We start from the raw sequence: 25,853 nt of genomic DNA, 5'->3' as shown, positions 1-25,853 counted from the left end.
CTCCTCGGGGATTTCGGTTGGGGTGTGGCGGTGTTTGTTTCCGTCAGGACGTCGATGCCTGCTCGTCTTCGGGTCTGTCCTCCCAGGCTTCCCGTTTGCGGTAGAGGGTGGATGGGCTGACGCCGAGTGTGCGGGCGGCCCTGGGGATGCTGTCGCCGCAGGACCTGATCCGGGTTTCGATCAGCATGCGTTCGGCCTCGGCCAGAGTGCCGCCCATGACGACCGCCTCAAGTTCACCGGACCAGCCGCCGTCGAGCGGTGCGCCGGTGCCGGCAGCGGTGTCTGTGTAGGGAGCGTCTGCCTGTGTCCCTGTTTGCGCCCCTGTTTGGGTCCTGTCCGTGGCCGGGCCTTGCGGGGCGTAAAGTGCCTGTGCGGCGGGCGGGGCCTGCGTGTGCATGGGGGCGGGCAGCATACGGGCCTCGATCGTACCGCCGGCGGCGAGGACGGCGATCTGGCGGACGGTGTTTTGCAGTTCGCGGACATTGCCGGGCCAGGGGCGGCGTTTCAGCTGCCAGCGGGCGTCGTCCGAGAAGCCGGTGAAATCCTTGCCTTCCTCGCGGCCGTAGCGGTCGAGAAAATAGTCGGCCAGTTCCTGCACGTCATCCCCACGGGCGCGCAAGGGCGGCAGGTCGATGGGCACGACGTTGAGGCGGTAGAACAGGTCCTCGCGGAAGCGGCCGGCGCGCACTTCCTCCATCGGGTTGCGGTTGGTGGCGCAGACGACGCGCACGTCCACTTTTTCGGTGGCGGCGGCGCCGACGGGCTGGATGGTTTCGGTCTGGAGAAAGCGCAGCAATTTGGTTTGCAGGTCCGGTTCCATCTCGCACACCTCGTCCAGGAACAGGGTGCCGCCGTGGGCGCGTTTGGCGACGCCGTCATAGTCGGAGATGGCGCCGGTGAAGCTGCCCTTTCTGTGGCCGAACATTTCCGATTCGAACAGTTCGCGCGGGATGGCGCCGCAGTTCAGCGCCACGAAGGGGGTGTTTTCGCCGCGACCGGCGCGGTGAATGGCCTCGGCCGTCAGTTCCTTGCCGGTGCCGGATTCGCCCGTGATCAGAACCGTGGCCTTGGAGGCGGCGACATTGCCGATGGTGGCGTAGAGGGCCTGCATGGGCAGGGACTGGCCGATGAAGCCGTGAAAGCCGCGTTTGGGCAGGGCGCGTTCGATATTGCTGACGGTTTTGGCGAGCGATTGCCGTTCCAGCGTGTTGTTGACGGTTGTCAGCAGCCGGGCTTCGGAAAAGGGTTTGACCAGATAATCCGCCGCGCCGAGCTGCATGGCCTCGATCACGCGGCTGAGGGCGCCGTCCGCCGTGGTGACGATGACCATGGCGCCATAGTCGCGGTCCCGCAGGGTGCGCAGAATGTCGAAACCGTCCATGTCGGGCAGCCCCAGATCCAAGAGAATCAGGTCATAGGTTTTGCTTTCGGTGGCTTTCAGCGCGGCCCGGCCGGTTTCGCACATGTCCGCGCGGTGGGTCTGCTTTTCCAGTTGGGATTTATAAAGCAGGGCGAGGGACACGGTGTCTTCGATGATCAGAATGTCGCCGGGGGTCGGTAAGCTCATCGATTTTCTCCAAATCTTTGCAATCTGGAAGAGCAAGGGGTGTGCCATTCCCGAAACGGTCCATCCGTGATGGAAAAATAGACACTGTGACGATAAGTCTGCCAGATTTATTGCGTTCTGCAACAAGGGAAAAGTGCAATTTGCGACTTTTTGCAGATTGCACACAGTGTTCCCGGATCGCAAGCCGATGGTGCGAGGTTTGTCGCGCGGCGGTTCCGTGCACGGCGCGGTAGCGTTCGCACCTTGTCCTGGTCACGTCCTTGCCGGGGCCCGCTATATCCATGGCGTGTATGGTTTCGACTTACGGTGCGATGGTTTGACAGGGCCGGGTGTTTGGGGGATGCGCCCGGGTGCGGGCGCCTTGGGGTCGGGCATTGCAAATTCAAATCGCCGGCCCCGGTCAGGCACGCCAAAAGATGCACTGAAGTGCGTATGGTGCATAATGGGGCCACGACGAAAGGGGGCGGGGTATCCGGAAACCGGTCCCGCGCGGCGCGCAGCGCTGCGTGGTGATAAGCCGGGACCGGACATGTAAAAGTGTTGGCGGACCCATGTCTCGTTTATTTGACGGTTATCACTACAGCGAACAGCCGGGGGAATTTACCTTTGTCGGGGCCGCGTCCTGCGAAAAGACGGAGGCGGCGGTCGATTTTTACCGGCAGCATGTCCTGCCCAACGGCCGCCTGCCGAAAAGCGCCCTCCAGATCCGGCCGATGTCGAAATTCATCAGTCATGTCTGGCTGGTCCAGCATCTGGTGGATGAAGACGCCTTCAAGGTCACGGTCTGGGGGACGGGCAGCGCCCTGATCACGGGTCAGGAACTGTCCGGCAGGATCCTCGCCGATAAACAGCCCCTGTCGAAATGGGTGGCACTGTACCGGGATATGCTGGCGGTTCCGACATTGCGGATTTTGCACAATCGGATGAATGAATCAAACCAGGGGCATATCCAGACCGAAGTGGTTTCCATGCCGATCTGGACCGAGGGTGAAAAACCGAGCCATATTCTCAGCGTGTTCGATGTGCTGCCGGATGGCGGGACGCCCGGCCCCGGCTAGACCCTTTTCGCGGGTCCAGGGACCGCCCAAAAACGCTTTCCGGGCCGTGAATTGCTTACGCTGCGCCTGACAGCGCCCTAGAAAACCGGTTTTTCGGGCGGGGCGGTGATGGTGAACAGGCTGTCGTCCAGCGCGGCGTTCACTTCGAAATCGGTCCACAGCACCTCATTCTGTTTGACGCCGTCGTAAAACAGGCGGACCCGGCCCGGCTGCACCCAGTCGACGCCGTCTTTCCTGAAGAAATGGGAATAGCGCCGTTCATGCCAGCCGCGCGGCGTGTCGAAGCCCACATACAGAATGGCATAGTCATCGCGGGCGATGCCGAACAGGGTCCTGCCGCCTGACGGATCCGTCAGTTCGACCATGAAGGCGGGGCGTCCGTCGATCAGATCGTCGGGCATGCGGGTTTGCGTCCAGCCGTCGTCCAGGGCGTTGCGGATGGCGCCGAAGCCGAAATTGGCGGACCAGCGCCGGTCGGCGTCGCCGGCCGGCAGCGGCCCGTCCAGGCCGTAGGTGGTCCCGCCGTCAAAGGCGATCAGCAGGGCCGGCCGGCCGTCGCGCCAGCCTTCGATCCGTACCCTGCCGTCGGCCCGGTGGGCGTCGGTCTTGGCGGCGGGATAGACCCGGAGCATGATGTAGCGGTCATAAGGGACGGGCCTGCCGTCCCGGTACATGACCGCCGTGCCGGTCATTTTCAGACTGGCGGGACGGACCCAGGTGTCGCCGCCGGCGGCCCTGTGGGCGCGGGCGACGATGTCGCGGGCGGCGAGATCCCGGTCCGCCGGCAGCAGGGCGGGATAGTCGGATGCATCCGGTTGGGACTGCATCGTTTGGGACTGCACCGTTTGGGATTGGGCTGTTTGGGGTTGGACCGTCCCATCCGGGCCGGGCCGGAGTGTCGCGGCGTGTGCGGCAAGAGTAGCGGCAAGGGCGGTGGCCATGATGCAGGTTTTGAGCAAAGGCATGTCCGTTATCCTTCCAGCATGTCGGCGATTTCAAGCGCGGCACGTTCGCCGGATTCCATGGCGCCTTCCATACCCCGGTCCAGGCGGGCCGTGTGTTCGCCGGCGAAGAACAGCCGGCCGGCGGGCGCGGCGACGGACGGTGCGTAGCGGGCCATCTGGCCGGCGCCCCAGGCGGCATAGGTGCCGCCGGCAAAGGGGTCGCGTTGCCAGGACCAGACATGCAGCGGCTCCAGCGCGGCGGCGATGTCGGGATATATGGCGGCAATGGCGGCGCGGGCATGACCGGCGACGGCGTCGCGGGGCTGACGGTCCAGATAGCGCGCGGCCTGTCCGACGGCCCAGGATTTCAGCAGGCGCGGGCGGCCGTCCGCGCCGCGTTCCGTCATCAGGCGCCCGGCCAGGGTATCGGTCCAGGCAAAGGCGGCAAGGCGCGGATCGTCCACTAGGCCGTCCGGTATCCGGAAAAAGGTCTGCACCACCGGCGAATAGGGCACGGCCTGACAGGCCGCCGCCTGGGCGCCGGCCAGCGGCTGGTTGAAGGCCATGGCGGCCAGCGCCGGCAGCGGCACGGTCAACAGGGCGGCGCGCGCGGTCAGGCGGGTGCCGTCGCGCAGGGCCAGGGTGACGCCGCCGGGGTCGCGGTCGATGCCGGCCACCTCGCTGTTCAGGCGGATGTCGCCCTTGAGGGCGGCGGCCATGGCCGCCGGGATGCGGCTGTTGCCGCCGTCGACCTGAAGCGTGGGCGGCTTGTCCGGCTGCATGAAGGACAGCTGGTGTTTCAGCCATGTCATGTTCTGGAAATGCAGCAGGGCCGATATCTGATAGGGACCGTTGCCATAGGTGGGGTTGATGCCGGCGCTGACGGCGATCTGGCGCGGCGACAGGCCGTGCGCGGCCAGCGTGTCGCCGAGGCTGATATCATGGGCGGCGTTGGCCGGGTCCATCCAGCTTTCAATATCGCTTAAAGGGTTCAGGGGGGTGAGCGTACGGCGCAGATGCTCCCACGGGTACAGGCCGCGCCCGTCGCCGGCAAAGGGGTTTTCGTCGGCCGCCGTCCAAATGTCGCGGCCCTGGATCGTCCTGCCGCGCAGATGGATGACGGGGTCGACGCGCGGGGCGCGCACGGCGGCGCGCGGCATCAGGCCATAGTCGTCCATGGCCGAGAGGATGCGGGCATAGCCGACGCCGATGCTTTGCCCGCCCAGTTCCGGCGCGCCGGGCAGGTCGGGCCGTGACAGGATGCGCCCACCGACACGGCCGCGCGCCTCCAGCACGGTGACGCGCAGGCCCATATCCTCCAGCAGCAGGGCGGCGTTCAGGCCCGACAGACCGGCGCCGACAATGATCACATCGGTTTCGCCGGCGGCACGGGCGATCAGCCCCGGGGCCGGCAGCAGGCCGGCGGCACCGAGCAGGCCAAGCCCCTTCAGGACCGCGCGCCGCGTCGCATGCGGTGCCGGTTGCAGCGCTGGTTTCAGCGTTGGTTTCAGGGCCGGTTTGCGGTTCGATGGTCGGTTTGGCGATTTCATGCCGTCTCCCCCAATTGTACCAGAATGTCGCTGACGTCCCCTGGGTGCGTCATCATTGCGTTGCGCGGGGCGTCGAGGGGGATGTAGGTCCATCCCGGTCCGCGCGCCGGGCCGACCATGCGGTCCGAACTCATCCGGTAGGTCTGCCCGACACAGTGGATATAGGCGGGCGACAGGCCCTGCCAGCCGCCGTTTTCCACATGCAGGACATCGGTCCATTGGCGGGCCGGGTGGCGGGTGATCAGCCGTTTCAGGCGGTCCGCATGGGGCTGCATGGCCGGTGTTCCCGGCAGCAGCATTTCCAGCGGGTATTCGGTCCAGAAATCCATCTGATAGCCGTCGACGAAATTCGCGGTGCGCTTGACCCACCAGTCGGGATAGGCGCCGGTGTCGGGGTCCGGCATGACACCGGCCATGCGTCCCGGCCGGGGCACCAGGGCGTCGAAAAAGACGATCCGCCGGATGCGGTCGCGCAGCCGGTCGGCAACGCCGGTGATGGTGATGCCGGAAAAGGAGTGCCCGACCAGAATGACGTCGTCCAGTTCCTCATACGTGATGACGGCGGCGATGTCGTCGATATGGGTGTCAAGGCCGGTGTCGGGACGCATCAGGTGCGCGCGCTCGCCGCAGCCGGTGCAGGTGGGGGTGAACACCCGGTGGCCCCTTTGCCGCAGCAGGGCGCGGACATCGCGCCAGACCCAGCCGCCGTGCCATGTGCCGTGAACCAGCACGAAGGTCAGTGGCCGCTCGCCGGATGTGGATGCGGATGTGGGGCCGGGTTCCGGTCCGCTGCGCGCAGTGGCACCGCCCGGTACGGCCGCCGCTGCCGCCAGTCCCGCCAATATGGTTCGCCTGCTGGTCCGCATGCCCACCCCCTTGTCCGTCATGACCGACGCATCCGCGTTTAAAGATGCAACTTGACTTACCTGTATATCATATAATTGATATACATCTATGACATTTAACGGGTGCCGACCGGTCTCATGCAGGGCTGGCGGCCCGTCAAAGGGGAGGGGGCGTTCCATGGACCTGTACACTGTTCTGGTGTTTATCCATGTCCTGCTGTTTGTCGTCTGGCTGGGCGGCGATATCGGCGTTTTCATTCTGGGCCAGCATTTCCGCCGCCCGGCGTATCCGATGGACACGCGCCTGACGCTGTTGAAACTGCTGGTCATCAACGACATGGCGCCGCGCACCGCCTGGGCGCTGATGGTGCCGGTGTCGCTGAGCATGGTGGCCATGGGGGGCTATCTGGCGCTGCCCCTGTGGGGGCTGGCGCTGGCCTGGGGCGTCGGGGCCTTGTGGCTGTGGCTGGTGTGGACCGCCCATCTGCACGACCAGACGCCGCTGGCCGCCCGCCTGCGGGTTTATGAATTCTGGCTGAAAATCGGACTGACGGTGTTTTATCTGGGGTTCGGCGGCGTGTCGCTGGCCACCGGCGACTGGCTGGGGGCCGGCTGGCTGGGCGGCAAGGCGTTTCTGTTCGGGGTGATTTTCGCCGTCGCCATCATGATCGACGTGACCTTCAAGCCCTTGGGGCCCGCGCTCGGCCGTCTGATCGAAGAGGGATCGAGCGACCGGACGGAAAGCGATGTGCTGGTGATCATGAACCGCACCCGGCGCTGGGTGTTGAGCATATACGGCCTGCTGGTGGTGACGGCCTTTCTCGGCAATGTGAAGCCCTTTTAAAGGGCCTCACACATCCCCTTCCAGGGTTCTGAGCAGGCGCTGGATGAAGACCTGTCTTTCGCTGTCGAGGGCCTGCTGGGTCCCGGCATCCAGCTCGAAGGTATCGGTCGCATCGGCGGCCAGCGCGCCGGCCCGCACCAGCGCGCCCTCAAGCGCGGCGCCGCGTTCCCGCGCGACCCAAAGCTCGCTGGCCAGTTCCAGCACCATGGCCAGCAGGTGATCCACCGCCGGGTCGGCGAACAGCTGCGGGCGCTTGCCCTTGGCATGGCGTTGCAGGGCGGCGACCGTGGCGTCCGTCCCGCCGGCCTCGGCCGGGCCGTTTGCTTCGTCTGTATGGGCGCCGCTCATTTCCAGGCTCCGAAAGCGAACCACTGCACACCGTCGGCCAGCCGGCCGGTGGTGTCCTCGCCCACGGTGCCCGGTCCGCCGGCGGCGGCGGCCTGGAACACCTCTTCCCCATAGCCCTCGCGCGACGGGATGACGAACTGGACGCACTTGTCGGCGGCGAAACCGGCCGATGTGCAGATGTCGCGCGGCGTCAGGTCGCGGAAACCCTTGTAGAAGGGTTCCTGATTGTACCAGCAGTCCCAGTCCAGATAGAAGCCGTCATAGGCGCTCATCTCGTCATTGGGGGGCAGTTCCATGTGCACCATCAGGCCGCCCGGTGCGAGAACGCGGTGGGCCTCGGCCATGGATCTGGCGATGGTTTTCTTCGGCAGTTCGTGCAGGAACATGGAGGAAAACACCACATCGAACTGGCCGTCGGGGAAGGGCAGGCTGCCGGCGTCGGCCTGGACGAAGTGGGCCGGCACCCCTTGCGAGACGGCGCGGGCATGGGCATAGCGCAGCACCGGCGCCGCCACATCGATGCCGGTGACCTCCGCATCCGGATAGGTGCTGGCCCAGGGCAGCGTGTTGTGGCCGATGGTGCAGCCCATATCGAGGATGCGCCGGGGTTTGAAGTCGGGATAGCGGGCGGCGATGAAGCCGGCGACCGAGCGGCCGATATCGTCCAGATTGGACCCCATCAGCCCCATGGAGAACACCGACAGGCCGTTGTCGTAAATGGCGCCGGCGGACATGTCGCCCAGACCGGCCTCGCCGTGATAATTGCCGGGCATCAGGTGAACGTCCAGCGCATCCACATACTCCGGCACGGTGAGATCCGGGTCCAGGGTCAGGCTGCCTTTTGCTGTATCGCCGCTATCTGTGAGCCCGGCGGCCGACCGGTGCAGGTGGGCGCGCTCACGCTCAACCCCGCTGCGTACGGAATCCCAGACCATTTCCTGGGCGTTGACCCTGAGCCCTGAGTAGAATTTGAAATAGAGATCGTCGCGGATGGCGGCATGCACGGCCTGGCTGCTCGCCGGGGCGGCGCCGGATTTTTCCACGGCGCGCGGCTCGATCCTGGTCTCGTAGCGCTGTTTCATGTGCGCCGCCATATCGTTCAGGATATGCAGTCTCAGACTTGAGACGAAATCCTGACGGGCGCGTTCGCCGCGTGTCGGCGCGATTTTCAGATCATGATGAACATGGCGTGTCATTGTGCTTTCTCCCCATCCCGTTGTCCGGCCGCCGCAGGTGCGCGTGCCGGTTTACGCGCCGATTTTCACCAGCGCCTTGCCGAAATTCCCGCCGCTCATCAGACGGACGAAGGCGTCGGCTGCGTTTTCCAGACCGTCCGTCACATCCTCCAGGCAGGCAAACTGTCCCTGGCGGATCCAGCCGGCAATGGCCGCCGCAGCGTCTTCGGCCAGATCCCAGTGATCATATACCACAAGACCGCGGACTGTCGCACGGGCCTTGATGATCAGCCCCGGATTGGGGCCGGGCGGCGTGTCCTCGGCATTGTACTGGGCCATGAGGCCGCACAGGACGACGCGGGCGCCGACGGCCATATGCTCCATCGCGGCCTGAAGGATGTCGCCGCCCACATTGTCGAAATAAATGTCGATGCCGTCCGGCGCCAGGGCCGCCAGCCGGTCCCGCACGGCTTCCGCCTTGTAGTCGATGCAGGCGTCAAAGCCGGCCTTGTCCGTGACCCAGGCGCATTTGTCGGCGCCGCCGGCGATGCCGATGACGCGGCAGCCGTTCAGGCGCGCGACCTGGCCGACGGTCGAGCCCACGGGCCCCGAGGCGGCCGAGACCAGAACCGTGTCGCCCTTTTTCATCTCCGCCAGCCGGGTCATGCCGGCATAGGCGGTCAGGCCCGGCATGCCGAGAACGCCCAGGGTCAGGCTTTCGGCAAGACCGTGGCTGTTCACCGGTTTGACGGCGTCCGCCGCCAGCGCGGCATAGCGCTGCCAGCCGCCATGCCCGGTGACCAGACTGCCGACGGGGCAGGCATCGCTGTTCGAGCCGATAACGCGGGCGACCGTCTCGCCCGGCATGGTGTCACCGACGGCGATGGCCCCCGATATGTGCCGCCCGGCGATGCGCCCGCGTAGATAGGGGTCCAGGGACAGATAGATGTTTTCAACCAGAATCTCGCCGTCCGCCGGGTCCGGCGTGGGGACGGTGCGCAGGTCGAAGTCGGTGACGGCTGGCACGCCCGCGCAGCGCTTCTTCAGAATGACGGCTTGGTTTTCCGGCATGGTCACCTCCAGAATCCGGGTGTCGGGTTACGGCCTGTCTATGCTTTCTTGTTATACCTTTATGTCTTTTTGTTCGAATATGCAAAACCGGTTTTGAAACCGCATCGGCCGGCCGGGGTCAGGCCGTGTCATATCCAGAGGGGAAACCGACATGAAATCCTGTTGCGCGGCACTGTTGATGATGGGCGGCCTGTTCGGGACCACCGCACTTGCCGAAGACATCGGCGCCCAAGATACCGGTACCGAAAACCCTGACACCGAAAACCCTGACACCGAAAACACTGGCACCGGAGAGGACAGCGTGCTCGATGCGCGTCTCAACTCCTTCCTGGCCGGGGGATACGGTCCGGTGACCGCGCCGCTGGACTGGTTCGACCCGGTCGATCCGGTGGCGGGGGACTTTCGCGGCGACCCGCCGGTGCTGGCGCCTGACGCCCGTACCCTGCCGGCCGGGCCGCTGGAGGCCGCCGCGGCTTATGCGGCGGACAGGGACAGCATGGCCCTGATCGTGATGCGCGGCGACGCCGTCGAGTTCGAGCGCTACTGGCAGGGGGCGGGCCGGGACAGCCGGTTCAATCCCCAGTCCATGTCCAAGACGGTGCTGGGGCTGCTGGTCGGGGCGGCGATTCGCGACGGCCATATCGGCGGTGTCGACGATCCGGTCGGGCGGTATGTGCCCGCGCTGGCGGCGGATCCGCGCGGACGGATCACCATCGGCAATCTGTTGCAGATGTCGGGCGGGCTGTCGCAACTGACCACCAGCTATGAGGTGACGCGCGACAATCCGGGCGTGGTGCAGTTTTTCGGCACGGATTTCATCGCACCCATCTTCACTCTGGATCAGGCCGACCCGCCCGGCAGTCGCTGGGAGTACAACAATGACGAAACCAACCTTCTGGGGCATCTGCTGACGCTGGCCACCGGCACGCGCTATACCGCCTACCTGTCCGAGACGCTGTGGAAGCCGCTCGGCCTTAAGGGGGCGGGCATGTATATGGACCGGCCCGGCGGCGCGGTGATGATGTCCTGCTGCATCTTCTCCCGGCCCATGGACTTCCTGAAAATCGGCATGCTGATCCGTGACCGGGGCCGCTATGACGGCCGCCAGATCGTGCCCGCGGACTGGGTGGACGCCATGACCGCCCCGGCGGAGACCAATAAAGGCTACGGCTATCAGATCTGGCTGGGGGACAGGGCGGTGTCGCCGGTGCGCCCGGACGGCCCGCCCAGCCTGTCCTGGGCCAGCGAGCCCTATGCGGCCGAGGATATGATCGTGATGGTGGGCTTCGGCTTTCAGCGGGTGTGGATCGTGCCGTCGCTGGATCTGGTGATCCTGCGCGCCGGCCGGGCGTGGCCGGACAACTGGGACGAATCCGTCATCCCCAACCTGCTGATCCGCGCGGCGCGGGAGCCGTCCTGATCAGCGCTCCCTGCGGGGGGCTGTCCGGGTGGCGGGCGAAACATTAACCGCGCTGATACGAAAAGAGGCGGGCTTGAAAGCCCGCCTCCCGTGTTTGTTCCGCCTTGCCTGTTTCAGGCTGTGTTTTCAGGCTGTGTTTTCGGGCCTTAAACCCCGCCGAAACGGGTGGTCAGGCGCAGCATCCAGCGCATCGGCTCGTTCAGGTAGGGGAAGCCCAGAACCGCCGTGTTGTATTCCGCCTCGAAGCAGTTGTTACATTCGAGGAAAATGCCCCAGCGGTCGTCCGGTGCCTGATAGCCGACGCCGGCGTTTACCAGAATGCGGTCATCGGCGAAGGTGAAGGGCAGATTGACCTCGTCACAGTCCGTCGTAATACAGTGTTCCGTTACATAGATGCCGCTGGCATTGGTGATCAGCCGGCCGCCGTCCGGGCCGATGGGATGCTCATACGTGAAACCGGCGGCCAGGGTGACATCGGGCGCGCGTGTCGGGTCGGCGATGCTGCCGTCGGCCAGGACGATCCCCTGTCCGCAGGCGCTTTGATCGCCCGCCAGACAGTCGGCCTGCTGCTGTAGAACCGAGCGGACGCCAAACTCGTCAAACGGCGGTGCGTCGGCATCCGGCGTCTGTTCCGCATCCTGCAGGCCGAGGGTGGTGAAGATGGTCAGTCCGTCCGTCGGAACGGCGGTCAACTCAAGCTCGATCCCCTTGACTTCCAGATCGGCGAAGTTCCGCGTCAGGAAGGCAAGCGCCCCGTTATCCCGGGGGAAAGCCGCCGGTGTCTGGAAATCGGTGACATCGGTATAGAAGGCGGTGGCGTTGAAGCGCAGCCGGTTGTCGAACCACTCCGAGCGCAGGCCGCCTTCATAGGACCACACGGTTTCGGGGCCGAAGGGCAGCAATTCGTCCGGTGTGGTTCCACGGGCGTTCCAGCCGCCGGATTTGAAGCCCCGTGTGGCGGATGCGAAAAACATCATGTCGTCGTTCGGCGTGTATTGCAGGGCGAAGCGGGGCGTCCATTTCTTGGCCACCTGTTCGAGGGGAATGCCCTCCTGCTCCAGCGACACGTCGTTCAGATTGCCGCCGGGGCGGTTGTCATCGATGCTGAAATCCTTGGTTTCGTCCGTATAGCGGATGCCGGCGGTGAAGGTGAATTCTTCGGTGATGTTGTAGTCGACCTGCGCATACAGGGCGAGGGCTTCGGTATCGTTTTCAATGATACGGTCGGCCAGGACCAGGGGAATTGTCCCCGTCGGCAGATTGAGGGCGAACACGTCCCCGAAGTCGGTGAAGTTGTCATCCTTGAAATAGAAGAAGCCGGCGACATAGTCGAGCTTGCCGTCCGCCAACGAGCCGTCCAGCTTGATTTCCTGGGTGAACTGGTTGTGCTTGCCCTGATTGGCGATGGTGAAACCGCCGAATTCCGCCGGTCCGTTGAAGAAGTCAATCGCGAAATCCTGGTTCAGATCCCGGTAGCCGGTGATGATTTCCAGCGTGCTGTCTTCCAGATCGAGGGTGAAGCGCGAGGTGACATTGGCGGCTTCGATCCTGTTTCCGTGGGGCAGCGTGCCCTTGAAGCCCGTCAGCAGACCGGACAGCGGGCTCGGCTCGTTTTTGGAAAAGCCGGAACTGCTGACCCGACGCCCGGTCTCGGGGTCTTCCGTGTTGAGGATATTGGCGAAGTCATCCTCGGAATAATCAACCGAAATGTCCCAGGTCGCCGTCTCGTTCAGCTTGATCTGGGCGGCCGCGCGCAGACCGAAGGCTTCCTGATCGTTCAGGCGTTCGCCGGTGGTGGTGTTGGTGACAAAACCGTCATCGGTCATGTAATACCCGGAAAACTTGGTGAGAATCCGGTCATTGATCGGCACATCCACGCTGGCGCGCGCCATGACCCGGTCAAACCGGCCATAGCCGATTTCGGCAAAGCCGCCGAATTCCTCGCGCGGTTTGGCCAGCACCACATTGACCGCGCCGCCGGTGGTGTTGCGGCCGAACAGGGTCCCTTGCGGGCCGCGCAGCACTTCAACCCGTTCCACATCGAAAAGTGCGAAGTTATTGGCGTTCTGCCGGGCGATGAAAACATCATCCACATAGGTGCCGACGGGCGGATCGAAGGTGGCAACGGATTCCGTGTTGCCGAGGCCGCGGATGAAAAAGGTGTTGGCGGTACCGAGCCCGGTGTTGTTGTCGACAAAGACATTGGGCACGAATTGCAGCAGGTCCTTGGTGTCAAACACCTGTCTGTTGCTGAGATCGTTCGCCGAGAAGGCGGAGACGGCAATCGGCACGTCCTGTACCGTTTCAATCCGCCGTTGCGCGGTCACGACAACCTCTTCCAGCGAGAAATCGACGTTCGATTCCTGCGATGACTGCCCGTCCTGGGCGCTGGCGCCGGCTGAAACGGCCCCTGCGGTTGCCAGTGCAAGCGCCGAAGTTAGTAAGCGTCTTTGCATGTTCATTACTTTTCCCCTGTGGTCTTCCCTGTGAATGGCGATGTCCCGCACGCCTGACTTTGTCAGCCTGAGTTTGTGTGGCGATGCGTGGACCTCTTGTCCCCAAATCATAAACACATATCATTATCACAACTTGCTGCAATGCTTTTATTCGTATCCTCCGGTATGTGAAGTGGCGACAAAATGGCAGAATGTTGCAAGAATACATCAAGTGTATGTGAACGTTGGTTGTATAAAGACACTTGCCCTGTTTAATATTGCGCCTTGCAAAAATTGACGGTTTGCAACGCCCGGAAAAATATTTTGACTGACTAGTCAGTTTTGGATTTTTGTATTGCGTTGTGGGTTTTATTTTATTCTATTCAGGGTCAGTAATTTAATCTTATTTTCTAACAATATTAATATATTTGGTGGGCGATATCGGTTGCCGGATCAATGATAGGATTGTGGACATGAAGGGGAAGGAGGCGTATCGGTCGCAGCCGCTGACCAGTCTGCTGACCGAGACGGAGACCGCGTCGCTGAGAGCGCTGGCGAAGCCGGTGCGCGTGGTGCCGCCGCAAACCCTGTATCATGAGGGCGACCCCTGCCGTCATGCCTATATCATGGAAGACGGCCTGCTGATGCTGGAACGTCTGGCCAGCGATGGCCGGCGGCAGGTGCTGGCCTTTGTCTATCCCGGCGATTTCATGGGGATCGACATGGCGGGCAAACATATGGTCAGCGCCGTCGCCATTGAGCCCTGCCGTTTGTCGCAGGTCCGCCTGAGCGACCTGAATGATCTGGCGCGCCGCCATCCCGCCATAGATACGGCGCTGAAACGGGTGACGCACGGTATCCTGGGGTTCATGCTGGATCAGGTCTGTGTTCTGGGCCGCATGACGGCGCGCCAGCGCATGGCTTTTTTCTTTCTGCATATGGCCGACCGGCAGAAATGCACAGGGGACAGTCCCGAAATCACCCTGGCCATGACACGGGCCGATATCGCCGATTTTCTGGGTTTGAGGATCGAGACGGCAATCCGCACGCTGAGCGCGATGAAGCGCGACGGCCTGATTGACAGTGTTTCGCTCAATGTCATGCGGATACGCGATATGGATACGCTGGTCGATCTGACGGACCTGTCCGCACATGCCTGGCGCAATGCCGACCCGTGAGCCGCCGGTCTTGGCTTTGCGATTTTTAAATGTTATGTGAATATAACATTTGAGTTGGTGCCAGTTCAGAGCCGGTTAGGGGGGCGATGTGAGCGATATCAGGATGGATAACCGTGTCCTGCTTGTAGCGGCGGTATGCGTGGACAAACAGGGCGAGGCGGCGCAGCAGGCCCGTCTGGACCATATGCAGGGCCATCTGGACTATTTCGAAAGTATTCTGGACAAGGTTGCCGTTGCCGGGCCGATTTTCGGCAAGGACGGCGAACCGCCGATCGGCTCCATTCTGGTGTATAAAACCGCCGACAAGGCGGAGGCCCGCGCCCTTCTGGAAGCAGACCCCTATTACCACGCCGATATCTGGGAAAAGGTCGACCTGCACCTGTTCCGGGGGGCCGGCGGCGACCTGGTGGGCGGCAAGGCCTGGTAAGATCGGGCAGGCCGGGGTGGCCCCGGCCATGCAAGATGCTGGGCAACCCGCCCAACCATGGCCTTCGCCGTGATGACGAAGGCCCATTATCCTTATGATAGCTGACGTCTAGTGTAGGCCGAGGGCGCCGGGATTGACACGTCCGTCCGGATCCACCGCGGTCTTGATCGCCTCCAGCAGGGTTCGCGTTGTCGGGGACATGGTCTTGCCGTAGCGGTACGTTCTGCCGATTTGCAGATGCGCGGCGCCGCAATCCTGAAAAATGTCCAGCATGGCCGTGCGCAGCTGTTCGACGGCGGCGCGGGCGTCCGGATTGGCGTCGAATTCATTGATGCGGGCAAGGGCGTCCGGCTCCAGGCTGGCGCGGTGCAGGTCGTTCAGGGCGTCGGGCCAGAAGAAAACAGGTTCGATCAGGAAAATGGTCGTCGACACCGTCAGACACAGATAGCCGATGCCGATATCGTGCCGTTCGATCAGGTCGGCGTGGGTGGTTTCAAGCGCTTTCAGGCGCTCCATGGCTTCATCCGCGCGCCCGTGGGAAAACAGGCCGTGGATCGGGACCCAGCGTTCGCCTTCGGGGCCGACCATGCTGTTGACCGGTCCGAACGGGTTGGCGGCCAGAATTTTCGGGATTGAATTTTCAATCTCGGCTCCGCCCTCGCGGGTGCAGATGGCCTTGACCGCAGCGCAGTCCGCGTCCGCCGCCGCTTCGGAGCGACCTTCGCAGATCACATGCAGGGAATAGGGGACATCGTCCATATAGCGCCGGCCGGCGACCGCCACCTTCAGGCCCTCCTTCAGGCCCTTGAGCAGGGTGCCCTGACCCTTGACCACACCGGCAAGCGCCTTGACATCCTTGGCGAGGCTTTCGCGTTTCATGCGCTGGCCCTGCAGAAAGGGGTCGAAGGCAAAACATTCGCTGGCCAGTCCGTCGCGCCCGATATCGTGCATGGCGCGGAACAGGGCCGGCCAGTCCTCAAAAGAGAAGGAGGCATAAGCCTTGGCCCGGGCCACCCGGACCAGCCGCAGGACGATCCGTGTCTTGAAGGCCAGCGCCCCGGCGTCGCTGGTAAACAGGCCGGTCAGGTCCGGTCCGTACTGGCGGAAGAAAGGCTGCGTTTCGGTATTGCCCGAGGCGTGCGCCCACGACCCGGTTTTGACCACCGTGCCGTCCGCCAGGACCACTTCCAGCGCCAGCACGCTTTCAGCAGCCGTGCCCGCCTGCCCGCAGCCCCAGAAGACGCTGTTCTGTGACAGGCCGCCGCCGACGGTTGCCTTGATACCGCTGAGCGTTCCCCAGAAGGGAGGGCGCAGCCCTTTCGGAGACAGGGTCTCGTGCAGGGCTTTCCAGGTGCAGCCGGCTTCCACCGTGACGGTCATGTTGGTTTCGTCAATGTCGACAATGCGGTCCATGCCGGACATGTCGACGACGACGCTGTCGCCGGTCGGCGGGATATAGCCGGACGTATAGCTCATCCCGCCGCCGCGCGGCACCGCGGCCATGCCGGCGGCGGTGATCCGCTTCAGCGCGCCGGACAGTTGCTGTGTGTCCGCCGGGCGGATGACGGCCAGCGCCGCCGGCCCGTTGGTGAAGACATCCTGCGTGTAAAACCGGCGGGCGTCGTCGTCGCAGAAAACGCGGTCCTCCCCGAGGAGGGCGCGCAGATCCTCTACCAGCCCGGCCTGCGGGACGGTGAGGGGTGACGGGGTCGCGGGGGCAGTGTCGGCGGACATGGCGTTACCTCAATAGAAACAGGGACAAATCGGGCCAGAAGGTGGTGATGACCAGCCCCAGAAGCAGAAGCAGAATGAAAGGCAGGGCGGCCTTGGCGATGGTCCAGAACGGTTCGCGGAAGGCGCCCATGGCGATGATGAGATTGAGCCCGAGCGGCGGTGTCAGATAGCCGATTTCCAGATTGACGATCATGATGATGCCGAAATGGACCGGGTCGATACCGTAGGATTCGGCGATCGGCGTCAGCAGGGGACCAAGGATCAGAATGGCGGAACTGATGTCCATGAAACAGCCGAACAGCAGCAGGATACCGAGGCTGAGCAACAGAAAGCCGGTTTTGCTGGTAACCAGGGCGCTCATGGCCTCGACCATGTTCTGCGGGACCTGTTCAAACGCCATGAAGGTGTTGATGGACAGGGCCAGCATCAGGACCGGTACCAGCGAGCCGAGGGTTTTCGCGGTCTCATATGTCACGGCCTCAAGGTCGCGCAGGCGCATTTCCCGGTGGATGAAAACCTCGACCAGGGCGGCGTAAAAAACCGCTACTGCGGCGGATTCCGTCGGTGTGAAATAGCCGGAGTAAATCCCGCCCAGAATCAGGACCGGCATGAAGGCGGCGAAAATGCTTTTCCGGCCCGCATCCCACAGGGCGGGCCAGTCCACCGGGCTGGTTTCGGCCTTCCAGTTGACGCCCAATGTGTAGACGCTGAGGATCAGTACCAGCAGCAGCGCCGGTCCGACGCCGGCGATGAACAGATCGGCGATGGAGGTTTCCGTGATGACGCCGTACAGGATCAGCGGAATGGACGGCGGAATGATGATGCCGAGCGTCCCGCCGGCGCAGATCAGGCCCAGAGCGAAGGACCGGCTGTAGCCGGCGTTGAGCAGGGCGGGATACATGATGGCGCCGACAGCGATCAGCGTGACGGTGGAGGAGCCCGAAATGGCGGAAAAGACCGCGCAGCTCAGCACCGTGGCGATGCCGAGGCCGCCGGGAATACGGGAGGTGCCGATGCGCACCACATCGATCAGGCGCGAGGCGATCGAGCCCTTGGCCATGATGTTGCCGGCCAGGATGAACAGCGGAATGGACAGCAGCACTTCCTTGTCGGCGGCCGCCCAGATGTCCAGCACCACATAGTCCAGCCGTCCGTCGCCCCACAGCAGATACAGCATGGCCGCGGCCACGCCGAGGATGACGACAAGGCGCTGGCGCAGCAGGATCAGCGCGACGATAACGGCGATAAAAACAAGCCAGGTCATAAAGCCGCTATTCCTCGCCGATGAGCTGCGAGGCCGGCAGCGGTTTCAGGTCCAGAAAACAGGCATACAGCCCGTGGCGGATGGCGGCGAGATAGAAGGCCAGCGGGATGACCGTCTGCATGGGCCACACGGGCACGCGCAGGGTCCGCGCCATTTCTTGCAGGGCGTAGGTTTCCCGGACCACCCCGGTCGCCACCACGGCGAAGATCAGGCAGAAGACCGTCATGATGATTTCCTGCACCCGTTTCAGCATGGGGTCCCAATGGGCCGGGAACAGCGTGTCGGCAAAGCGCGGCCGCAGATGCGCCGCGGTGTCGGAGGCGAGGCCGAAGCTGATCATCGCCACCACGATGAAGCAATAGACGGCCACGCGCGGCGCACCGTCAATGCCTACACCGGTGATTTCGCGCATCGCCACATCGGCCATCATGACAATGGCCATGAAGGCGAACAGCGCCACGGCGATCAGCCGTTCGGTCCGGGTGAGCAGGCGCAGGAATGTGCCGGCAAGGTCATGCATGATCTAACGTCCCTCCGTACCGGTCCGGGCGGTGGCGGGTATCGCCCCGGTTGCCGCCGCTGCCTGCATGTGCCGCCAGTGGGCGCGGCCCTCGACCATCCTGTCGTAGATATCCTGGGCCCGTCCGCCGATCTGGTCGATCAGGGTGCGGTAATTGTTGCTGGTGACACGCTGCCAGACGGCCCGTTCCTCGTCGCTCAGTTCATGAAGGGTGATGCCCTGGCCCGCCAGTTTCGCCAGCAACGCCTTTGCCATGGCGCGGACCTGGGCCCGGGCCTGGTCGGACGGTGGGAAGGCGGTGAGCAGAATGTCGCGCAAGTCGGACGGCAGGCCGTCCAGCCATGTCTTGTTGCCGACGATGACGCCGGTGTCATAGGTGTGACGCGTCAGTGTCATGTGCGGGGCCTCGTTCGCCAGACCCGTCAGCGAATAGAGAACGGCGTTGGTTTCGCCGCCGAAGACAAGCCCGGTTTGCAGGGACGGGATGAGGTCGGCGAATTCCATTTGCAGCATTTCCGCGCCGAGGGACCCGGCCAGAACCTGCGCCGCGCGGGAGGCCTGCACGCGCATGCGCCGCCCGGTCATGTCCGCCGGCTGCAGGACCGGGGACTTGCCGTACATGTGCAGCCAGCCGACCTCGACCCAGTAGGCGAGAACCAGATTTTTTTCGGCGAACAGGTCCTGGAACGTGTCGAGGAGATATTCGTCCATGACAAAGTCCAGTTCCTGCCGGTCGGCAAAGAAGAAGGGGGTCAGCAGAATGTCCAGTTCCGGCACGACGGAGGCCACGCCCGCCAGGGTGAAGCCGCCGAACTGCATACGGTTGCGGCGGATATAGGTCATGGTCGTGGCTTCGCCGCCGGCCTCGCCCTTGGTCAGCAACTTGACGGCTAGGGCACCGCCGGACCGGCCTTCGGCCTGTTGTTTGAAGTGTTTCCACTGTTTGTCCCACGGCGAGCCGGGGGCGGCGAAGGCGCCGACGGTCACCTTGACCGGAGTGTCGGGCGTGGGGCCGGCGCCGTCCACAGCGGTACCGGCGGCCTCCGCGCCGAGGGCTGTTCCCGCCCGGCAGAGCCACAGCATAATCAACAGAGCCGGGGCTGATCTGGAAAAAAACATCATATGTCCTAAAGCAGTGACGTAACGAGCGACAAAGCCCATTACAGCCTATTCATCGTATTGAACGACAATGCCGTCGTCGATCAAAGCGTCGCATTCCGCCTGGCTGAGGCCAAGGCTTTTCAGGATGTCGCGGCTGTCCTGGCCACTGGCGCGCAGGTCGTGGCGGACGGTGCAGCGCCGACCGTCCATGGCCAGCGGCAGGGCGGGCAGGCTGGTCTTGCCTTGGGTCCCGCCGCCGTTTGGCAGCGACACATCCACGAGGCCGCCGGAAGCGCCGAGATGCGGGTCGTCGAACATGTCCTGCGGTTTGGCGATGGGTGCGAAAGGCAGGCCGGAATGCTCCAGCTTTTCCATCAGGGCGGTTTTGGTGAAGGATTTGAACAAGGCGCGGACCCTTGGGATGATCTCGTCCCGGCGGGCGACACGCGCGGCATTGGTGGCAAGACTGTCATCGCCGGCATAGTCGGCAAGGCCGAACAGATCGCAGAATTTGACCCACTGCGAATCGCTGACCACACCGACAAAGACGGCGTCTTCGTCCGAAGTTTCAAAAACGTCGTAAATCGCCCAGGCGGAAATGCGGACGGGCATCGGGTTTGCCGCCTTGCCGGTCACGGCATACTGGGCCATGTGCTGGCCGACCAGAAAAACGGTGCTTTCGAACAGGGAACTGGTGACGCACTGGCCCCGGCCGGTGCGGTGGCGTTCCTCCAGTGCGGCAAGAATACCGATCACGCCGAACATGCCGCCCATGACGTCGATGACGCTGGAGCCGGCGCGCAAGGGGCGTCCCGGGGGGCCGGTCATATAGGCAAGGCCGCCCATCATCTGCGCCACCTCGTCCAGGGCGGTGCGGTGGGCATAGGGTCCGTCCAGAAACCCCTTGGCCGAACAGTAGATCAGGCCCGGATTGTCGGCCTGCACGGTGTCATAGCCGAGGCCGAGCCGGTCCACGGCGCCGGGGCGGAAATTTTCGATCATGATGTCGGCGCCGGCGATCAGCTTGCGGGCGACGGAAAGGCCCTTCGGGTCCTTGAGATTGAGGGCGATGCTGCGCTTGTTGCGGTTATACATGGGGAAATAGCCGGCACCGGAACCGACGAGGCGGCGGGTGTGATCGCCCTCGACGGGCTCAACCTTGATGACATCGGCGCCCAGATCGCCCAGTATGACACCGGCGCTGGGCCCCATGACCATATGTGTGAATTCGATCACCCTCAGGCCGGAAAGCGGCAGCGGTGCGTCATTTGTCATCGAATTCCCCATTCCCTCGAACCATTGATTGATATATCATTATTACATTATAGGAGAGAGATCAATTTCCTCTTTCCCTTTTGAAAGCAGCGCCGATGTTTATTGAAATCAGTGAGGTCGGGCCGCGCGACGGCCTGCAAAGCGTCAAATCCATCATGCCGATCGAGGCGAAAAAAGCCTGGATCACGGCGGAGGCCGCCGCCGGTGTGCCGGAGATCGAGGTGGGCTCCTTCGTGCCGCCGAAACTGCTGCCGCAGCTGGCGGACACGGCCGAGGTGGTCGCCCATGCCCGCACCATCGAGGGTTTGACGGTGGCGGTTCTGGTGCCGAACCTGAAGGGGGCGGAAAACGCGGTGAAGGCGGGCGTGCACAAGCTGTCCATTCCGTTTTCCGTCAGCGAAACGCACAGCCTGAAAAATGTCCGCCGGACCCACGACCAGATGCTGGATGAGGTTCGCGCCATCGCCGCGCTGATGCGGACCCTGCCGGCTGAAAGCCGGCCGAAATTCGAGGGCGGTCTGTCCACGGCGTTCGGCTGCACGCTGGAAGGGCCGATCCCGGAGGACAAGGTGGTGGCGCTGGCCGAGGCGCTGATGGAGGCGGGCTGCGACGAGGTGGGCCTGTCGGACACCACGGGCTACGGCAACCCGGCGCAGGTCAAGCGGCTGGTGCGGAATGTGCGCCGCGCCGTCGGCGAGGACAAGATGACCGGCATCCATCTGCACAATACGCGGGGGCTGGGCATTGCCAATGCGCTTGCCGCCCTGGAAGAGGGTATCACCACGCTGGACGCGTCGCTCGGCGGGCTGGGCGGTTGTCCCTTTGCCCCCGGCGCCAGCGGCAATATCGTCACCGAGGACCTGGTGTTCATGCTGGATGCCATGGGTCTTGAGACCGGCATCGATCTGGACGCCCTGCTGGCGGTGCGCGACATTGTCATCGATGCCCTGCCGGATGAAGAGATGTTCGGTTTCACACCCGATGCCGGGCTGCCGAAAGGATATCCGGGCGGATATATCCGCCAGGTCGCCTGACACCCGCCACCGCGAAAGGTCATCTCAGAAAAGGCCATTACAGGCAGTTGAGTTACAGGCATGGGCGTTACAGATAAGCCCAGGGACGGACCTGCCTGTCGCGGGCTTCAAAGGCGTCGATATCGTCCGCGCGCGACAGGCTGAGATCGATGACGTCCCAGCCGTTCAACAGCATTTCCCGGTGCTGGGGGGCGATGGTGAAGGGAATGGCATCGCGGCCGGTCTGTTCGATCCTTTGCCGGTCCAGATCAACGGTCAGGGTTATCGCGTCCGGGTCGGTATCGGCATCCGTATCGGTTTTCAGGCGGTCGGCAAGATCGCGGACGGTGCCGTCATCCAGCACAACCGGTAGGATGCCGTTGCGGATGCAGTTGTTGTGGAAGATCGACCCGAAAGACGGGGCGATGATCACCCGAAAGCCGTATTCAGACAGCGCCCACACGGCATGTTCCCGGCTGGAGCCGCAGCCGAAATTGGGACCGGCGACCAGAATCCGCGCGCCGGCATAGGCCGGCCGGTTGAGAATGAAGTCGCCGCGCGGTGTGCGGCTGCCGGGTTCGGTATAGCGCCAGCCGGCGAACATGCCGTCCGCGAGGCCGCTTTTGGACACGGTTTTCATTTCGCGCGACGGGATGATGACATCGGTGTCGATATTGGCGCGGTAAAGCGGGGCCGCCACGGCCGCGATGCGTTTCAGCGGCTCCATCACACCGTTTCCCTGATGCGGGGCAGGTCCGCGACACCGCCGATATGACCCAATATGGCGGAGGCCGCCACGGTTTCCGGGCTGGCGATATGGGTGCGGGTTTCCGGCCCCTGACGGTTTTCGAAATTTCTGTTGGTGCTGGAGATCACCCGGTCGCGGAAGCCGAAGCTTTCCCCGCCGGCGAAGAAACACATGGAGCAGCCGGATTCGCGCCACTCAAAGCCGGCCTCGCGGAAAATCCGGTCGATTCCCCTGTCCTCCGCCGCGCGCTTGGTGGCGGTGGAGCCGGGGACGCATATGGCGCGGAGACCGGGCGCCACGCGGCGCCCTTTGAGGATGCCGGCGGCGCGTTCCAGGTCGGACAGGCGGCTGTTGGTGCAGGAGCCGATAAAGGCGGCGTCGACCTTCAGGCCCTGCACCGACTGACCGGGGGCAAGGCCCATGTAATTCAGCGCCTTTTCCGCCGCCTTGCGGCGTGTTTCGTCGGCAAATCCGTGCAGGTCCGGTATGGGGGTATTCATGGGGGCGACCTGCTCGGGACTGGTGCCCCATGTCACCATGGGGGCAAGCGTCGCGGCGTCGATTTCAATTTCGGCGTCAAAAGGGGCATCCGCGTCCGAGCGCAGGGCCTGCCAGTCGCGCACGGCCCTGTCCCACAGGGCGCCGGTGGGGGCGTAGGGGCGTCCCTTCAGAAAGGCGAGGGTTTTTTCATCCGGCGCGATCAGACCGGTGAAGGCGCCGAATTCCACGGCCATGTTGCAGAGTGTCATGCGCCCCGCCATGTCCAGCGCGCGCACGGCCGTGCCGTCAAATTCCACCGCCATACCCTTGGCGCCGGCGGCAGAATGCCGACCGATCAGGCTGAGGGCCATGTCCTTGGCGCTGACGCCCGCCGGAAGGGCGCCGGTGAAACGGACCCTGAGCGTGCGCGGTTTGGACAGGCGCAGCGTACCGGTGGCCATGGCATGTTCCGCCTCGGTCGAGCCGATGCCCCAGGCCATCGCGCCGAAAGCCCCTTGCGTGCAGGTGTGGCTGTCGGGACAGACAAGGGTCAGTCCCGGCAGGACAATGCCCTGTTCGGGGGAAATGACATGGACGATGCCCTGGCGGGGGTCGTTGATATCGAACAGGGTCAGGCCGTTTGCCCTGGCCGCTTCGCGGGTGGCGCGGATGAAGTCCCCGCCGCCGGGCATGCGTGTGTCGTCGCTGCGCCCGGCGAAGGTGTCGACGATGTGATCCATGGTGCAGAAAACGCGTTTGGGATCGCGGACGGTACGGCCCGCCTGTTCCAGCCCTTTCAGGGCGACGGCGCCGGTACGCTCATGCAGGAAAATACGGTCGATGTGGATCAGGCAGTCGCCGTCGCCCAGGTCGGCAACCTTGTGCGCGGTCCATATCTTGTCGAAAAGTGTGGTGCCCATGGGTGTATCAATCGTCTTGTTGACGGCAGGTGCGATTCCCTGCTTGCGTTTTGTTATCTGATCTAATGATATATTAATATATGTTTTTGTGCCGCTGCAATGATAAGGCCGCAATGCTGATCCGCGCCGCGCTGGACACGGGATGGAACCGGCCGGCGGCAGAGAGTATCGTGCGGGACATCAAATAGGCTGATGCCGACCATATTTCCAGAAAGGGCATTTGTGAGCGATCTCGATGAACTTGCCGCCTACGCGCTGGGCCTGTCGTGGGACAGTCTGCCGGCTGCCACGGTCGAAAATGCCAAGCTGTTTCTGCTGGATACGCTGGCGTGCGGTCTGGCGGGCAGCGGCGCGGACGTGGCCGAGCCGGTTTTACGGGCCGTGCGCGGCTGGGGCGGCGGGCCGTGCCGGGTTGCCGGCCTGGACGCGGGGTTCAGCCTGCATGGCGGCGCGGTCATGGGGGCCTATGCCATTCACTGCCTGGAATGGGACGCCGTGCACGAGCCGGCGGTGGTCCATGCCATGTCGGTGGCGACCGCCGCGCTGCTGGCTGAAATTCAGTCCCCGGCGCATGGTAGTGTCAACGGGCGGGATTTTCTGGCCGCCCTGATCGTGGCCGTGGATATCGCCGCCGGGCTTGGCGTTGCGACAGAGGCCCCTTTAAGGTTTTTCCGCCCGGCGACGGCGGGACTGATGGGCGCGGTCGCAGGCATTGCCCGGCTGCGAAAGTTCCCGGCCGCACGGATGAAAGACGCGCTTGGCCTGGGATATTCGCAAGTGGCCGGCACCATGCAGGCCCATGTGGAAGGATCGCCGGCGCTGGCGGTGCAGGTGGCCCTGTCGGCCCGCGCGGCGCTGACCGCCTGCGACTTGGCGGAGAGCGGCCTGTCCGGCCCGCACGATGTGCTGTCGGGGCCGTTCGGCTATTTCACCCTGATCGAGGACGGCGGCGATGCCCGCATCCTCCTGGACCGTCTGGGCACGGTGTTTGCCATCGATGAGCTGTCCATCAAGCCCTATCCGAGCGGTCGCGCCAGTCACGGCGTGCTGTCCACCGTGCTGGCGCGCCGTGCCGACGGGACGGTTACCGGCGACACGCTGGAGCGTCTGGAGGCCCGTGTGCCGCCGCTGGTCCACCGGCTGGTCGGACGGCCGTGGGCGGCGGATATGGGCCCGGCCTATGCCCGGCTGTGCCTGCCGTTTCTGGTGGCGTTGGCCCTGCGCGACGGCCGGATCGACCCGCGCGCCTTCACGCCCGACGATTTTGCCGATGCGGCCCTACGCGTCGTGGGGGACCGGGTTCATGTCACTGTCGATGACAATCCGGACCTGAACGCCCTGTCGCCGCAGACGCTTGTCTTTCACCTGTCGGACGGGCGCACGCTGACGGATCATATCCCGGCGACCCTGGGGGCGCCGGACAATCCGCTGAACCGTGACGCCCGGCTGGACAAGTTGGCCTTCGCCGGTAGCCTGGCGTGCGTGCCGCTGACGGAGCCGGCGCGGGAGCGCCTGACGGCCTGCGTCGAAACCCTGGAAACCCTGCCGGATTGCCTCGATCTGTTCGATCTGCTGGCGCCGGCGCGATGAACTGCAAACGGATTTGGGGAGGAAACCATGACGACCATTATCGTGCTGTTCAATCTGAAGGACGGTGTGAGCGACGCCGATTATGAAGCCTGGGCCAAGGGCACGGACCTGCCGACGGTGCGCGGGCTGACGTCCGTCTCGGCCTTTGACGTGTATCGGTCCACCGGGCTGCTGGGATCGGACGCGCCGCCGCCCTACCGCTATGTGGAAATCATCCATGTGTCCGACATGGACACGTTCGGGGCCGAGGTGGGCGGCGATGTGATGCAGACGGTGGCGGCGGAATTTCAGGCGGTGGCCGACAACCCGACCTTTATCCTCAGCCAGTCCATCGAGGAGTAGGGCG

The 25,853-nt window shown here is 64.0% G+C and carries 23 protein-coding genes; 8 read left to right on the top strand and 15 right to left on the bottom strand.

Going from position 1 to position 25,853, the window contains the following annotated elements:
• Nucleotides 1-43 precede the first annotated feature (43 nt).
• Nucleotides 44-1,567 carry a sigma-54-dependent transcriptional regulator gene (locus tag BXY39_RS03675; protein WP_121937453.1) on the bottom strand — a complete coding sequence of 508 codons (1,524 nt, stop codon included), beginning with the start codon at nt 1,565-1,567 and terminating at the stop codon, nt 44-46.
• Between the two features lie 551 nt (nt 1,568-2,118).
• Here BXY39_RS03675 and BXY39_RS03670 point away from each other — a divergent pair.
• Nucleotides 2,119-2,625 carry a hypothetical protein gene (locus BXY39_RS03670; RefSeq protein WP_121937452.1) on the top strand — a complete coding sequence of 169 codons (507 nt, stop codon included), beginning with the start codon at nt 2,119-2,121 and terminating at the stop codon, nt 2,623-2,625.
• Nucleotides 2,626-2,702: 77 nt separating this feature from the next.
• Here the strand turns inward: BXY39_RS03670 and BXY39_RS03665 are convergent, their stop codons facing one another.
• From BXY39_RS03665 to BXY39_RS03655, 3 genes are read right to left on the bottom strand one after another with little or no spacing between them, the layout of a single operon-like run.
• Entirely contained in the window at nt 2,703-3,590 is an 888-nt protein-coding gene (locus tag BXY39_RS03665; protein WP_121937451.1) for a hypothetical protein, read from the bottom strand.
• Nucleotides 3,591-3,595: 5 nt separating this feature from the next.
• Nucleotides 3,596-5,119: a flavin monoamine oxidase family protein gene (locus BXY39_RS03660; protein ID WP_170163596.1), complete on the bottom strand. Its 1,524-nt coding sequence runs from the start codon at nt 5,117-5,119 to the stop codon at nt 3,596-3,598.
• Nucleotides 5,116-6,006, bottom strand: coding sequence for an alpha/beta fold hydrolase (locus BXY39_RS03655; protein WP_211332066.1), 891 nt, complete (start codon nt 6,004-6,006; stop codon nt 5,116-5,118). The genes BXY39_RS03660 and BXY39_RS03655 overlap by 4 nt, the downstream gene beginning before the upstream one ends.
• Before the next feature lie 136 nt (nt 6,007-6,142).
• Between BXY39_RS03655 and BXY39_RS03650 the strand changes: the two genes are divergently transcribed.
• A complete protein-coding gene (locus BXY39_RS03650) occupies nt 6,143-6,808 on the top strand; it encodes a hypothetical protein (RefSeq protein WP_121937448.1) in 666 nt (221 codons plus the stop codon).
• 6 nt (nt 6,809-6,814) lie between these two features.
• Here BXY39_RS03650 and BXY39_RS03645 read toward each other — a convergent pair whose 3' ends face one another.
• Genes BXY39_RS03645 through BXY39_RS03635 form a run of 3 tightly spaced genes read right to left on the bottom strand, consistent with a single transcriptional unit; the run spans nt 6,815 to nt 9,402 of the window.
• Complete coding sequence (locus BXY39_RS03645) at nt 6,815-7,156, bottom strand: hypothetical protein (protein WP_121937447.1); 342 nt, start codon at nt 7,154-7,156, stop codon at nt 6,815-6,817.
• Nucleotides 7,153-8,352, bottom strand: a complete 1,200-nt coding sequence (locus BXY39_RS03640) for a class I SAM-dependent methyltransferase (protein WP_121937446.1) — start codon at nt 8,350-8,352, stop codon at nt 7,153-7,155. Before BXY39_RS03640 ends, BXY39_RS03645 begins: the two co-directional genes overlap by 4 nt.
• Before the next feature lie 51 nt (nt 8,353-8,403).
• Nucleotides 8,404-9,402, bottom strand: a complete 999-nt coding sequence (locus BXY39_RS03635) for an NADP-dependent oxidoreductase (protein WP_121937445.1) — start codon at nt 9,400-9,402, stop codon at nt 8,404-8,406.
• A gap of 151 nt (nt 9,403-9,553) precedes the next feature.
• Between BXY39_RS03635 and BXY39_RS03630 the strand changes: the two genes are divergently transcribed.
• On the top strand, nt 9,554-10,822 hold the full coding sequence (locus BXY39_RS03630; RefSeq protein ID WP_121937444.1) for a serine hydrolase domain-containing protein: 1,269 nt from the start codon (nt 9,554-9,556) through the stop codon (nt 10,820-10,822).
• Between the two features lie 146 nt (nt 10,823-10,968).
• On the opposite strand, the gene BXY39_RS03625 is transcribed toward BXY39_RS03630, so the two are convergent.
• Nucleotides 10,969-13,284 carry a TonB-dependent receptor gene (locus tag BXY39_RS03625; RefSeq protein WP_211332064.1) on the bottom strand — a complete coding sequence of 772 codons (2,316 nt, stop codon included), beginning with the start codon at nt 13,282-13,284 and terminating at the stop codon, nt 10,969-10,971.
• A 446-nt stretch (nt 13,285-13,730) separates the two neighbouring features.
• On the opposite strand from BXY39_RS03625, the gene BXY39_RS03620 reads away from it, so the two are divergent.
• Both BXY39_RS03620 and BXY39_RS03615 read left to right on the top strand, forming a co-directional pair.
• Nucleotides 13,731-14,435 carry a Crp/Fnr family transcriptional regulator gene (locus tag BXY39_RS03620; protein ID WP_121937443.1) on the top strand — a complete coding sequence of 235 codons (705 nt, stop codon included), beginning with the start codon at nt 13,731-13,733 and terminating at the stop codon, nt 14,433-14,435.
• Nucleotides 14,436-14,523: 88 nt separating this feature from the next.
• A complete protein-coding gene (locus BXY39_RS03615; protein WP_147453456.1) occupies nt 14,524-14,862 on the top strand; it encodes a YciI family protein in 339 nt (112 codons plus the stop codon).
• A 108-nt stretch (nt 14,863-14,970) separates the two neighbouring features.
• On the opposite strand, the gene BXY39_RS03610 is transcribed toward BXY39_RS03615, so the two are convergent.
• The 5 genes from BXY39_RS03610 to BXY39_RS03590 are packed head-to-tail and all read right to left on the bottom strand — an operon-like array spanning nt 14,971 to nt 20,768.
• Nucleotides 14,971-16,596 carry an FAD-binding oxidoreductase gene (locus tag BXY39_RS03610; RefSeq protein ID WP_121937441.1) on the bottom strand — a complete coding sequence of 542 codons (1,626 nt, stop codon included), beginning with the start codon at nt 16,594-16,596 and terminating at the stop codon, nt 14,971-14,973.
• Nucleotides 16,597-16,600: 4 nt separating this feature from the next.
• Entirely contained in the window at nt 16,601-17,860 is a 1,260-nt protein-coding gene (locus BXY39_RS03605; RefSeq protein ID WP_121937440.1) for a TRAP transporter large permease, read from the bottom strand.
• Between the two features lie 7 nt (nt 17,861-17,867).
• A complete protein-coding gene (locus BXY39_RS03600) occupies nt 17,868-18,380 on the bottom strand; it encodes a TRAP transporter small permease (RefSeq protein ID WP_121937439.1) in 513 nt (170 codons plus the stop codon).
• Nucleotides 18,381-18,383: 3 nt separating this feature from the next.
• Nucleotides 18,384-19,502, bottom strand: coding sequence for a TRAP transporter substrate-binding protein (locus BXY39_RS03595; RefSeq protein ID WP_170163594.1), 1,119 nt, complete (start codon nt 19,500-19,502; stop codon nt 18,384-18,386).
• A 45-nt stretch (nt 19,503-19,547) separates the two neighbouring features.
• Nucleotides 19,548-20,768, bottom strand: a complete 1,221-nt coding sequence (locus tag BXY39_RS03590; protein ID WP_425458904.1) for a CaiB/BaiF CoA transferase family protein — start codon at nt 20,766-20,768, stop codon at nt 19,548-19,550.
• An 83-nt stretch (nt 20,769-20,851) separates the two neighbouring features.
• Here BXY39_RS03590 and BXY39_RS03585 point away from each other — a divergent pair, with 83 nt between their 5' ends.
• Nucleotides 20,852-21,790, top strand: a complete 939-nt coding sequence (locus BXY39_RS03585; protein WP_121937436.1) for a hydroxymethylglutaryl-CoA lyase — start codon at nt 20,852-20,854, stop codon at nt 21,788-21,790.
• A 67-nt stretch (nt 21,791-21,857) separates the two neighbouring features.
• Here BXY39_RS03585 and leuD read toward each other — a convergent pair whose 3' ends face one another.
• Both leuD and BXY39_RS03575 read right to left on the bottom strand, forming a co-directional pair.
• On the bottom strand, nt 21,858-22,496 hold the full coding sequence (leuD, locus tag BXY39_RS03580) for a 3-isopropylmalate dehydratase small subunit (protein ID WP_121937435.1): 639 nt from the start codon (nt 22,494-22,496) through the stop codon (nt 21,858-21,860).
• The gene (locus tag BXY39_RS03575; RefSeq protein ID WP_121937434.1) at nt 22,496-23,917 is read right to left on the bottom strand and encodes a 3-isopropylmalate dehydratase large subunit; all 1,422 of its coding nucleotides are present in this window, start codon (nt 23,915-23,917) and stop codon (nt 22,496-22,498) included. Before BXY39_RS03575 ends, leuD begins: the two co-directional genes overlap by 1 nt.
• A gap of 222 nt (nt 23,918-24,139) precedes the next feature.
• Between BXY39_RS03575 and BXY39_RS03570 the strand changes: the two genes are divergently transcribed.
• Both BXY39_RS03570 and BXY39_RS03565 read left to right on the top strand, forming a co-directional pair.
• Nucleotides 24,140-25,507, top strand: coding sequence for an MmgE/PrpD family protein (locus BXY39_RS03570; protein ID WP_170163593.1), 1,368 nt, complete (start codon nt 24,140-24,142; stop codon nt 25,505-25,507).
• Between the two features lie 27 nt (nt 25,508-25,534).
• Nucleotides 25,535-25,849, top strand: coding sequence for an REDY-like protein HapK (locus BXY39_RS03565; RefSeq protein WP_121937432.1), 315 nt, complete (start codon nt 25,535-25,537; stop codon nt 25,847-25,849).
• Nucleotides 25,850-25,853 lie beyond the last annotated feature (4 nt).

Source organism: Eilatimonas milleporae (assembly GCF_003688555.1).
GTDB classification, from domain to species: Bacteria; Pseudomonadota; Alphaproteobacteria; order Sphingomonadales; family Kordiimonadaceae; genus Eilatimonas; species Eilatimonas milleporae.
This window is presented reverse-complemented; position numbering and strand designations above follow the sequence as displayed.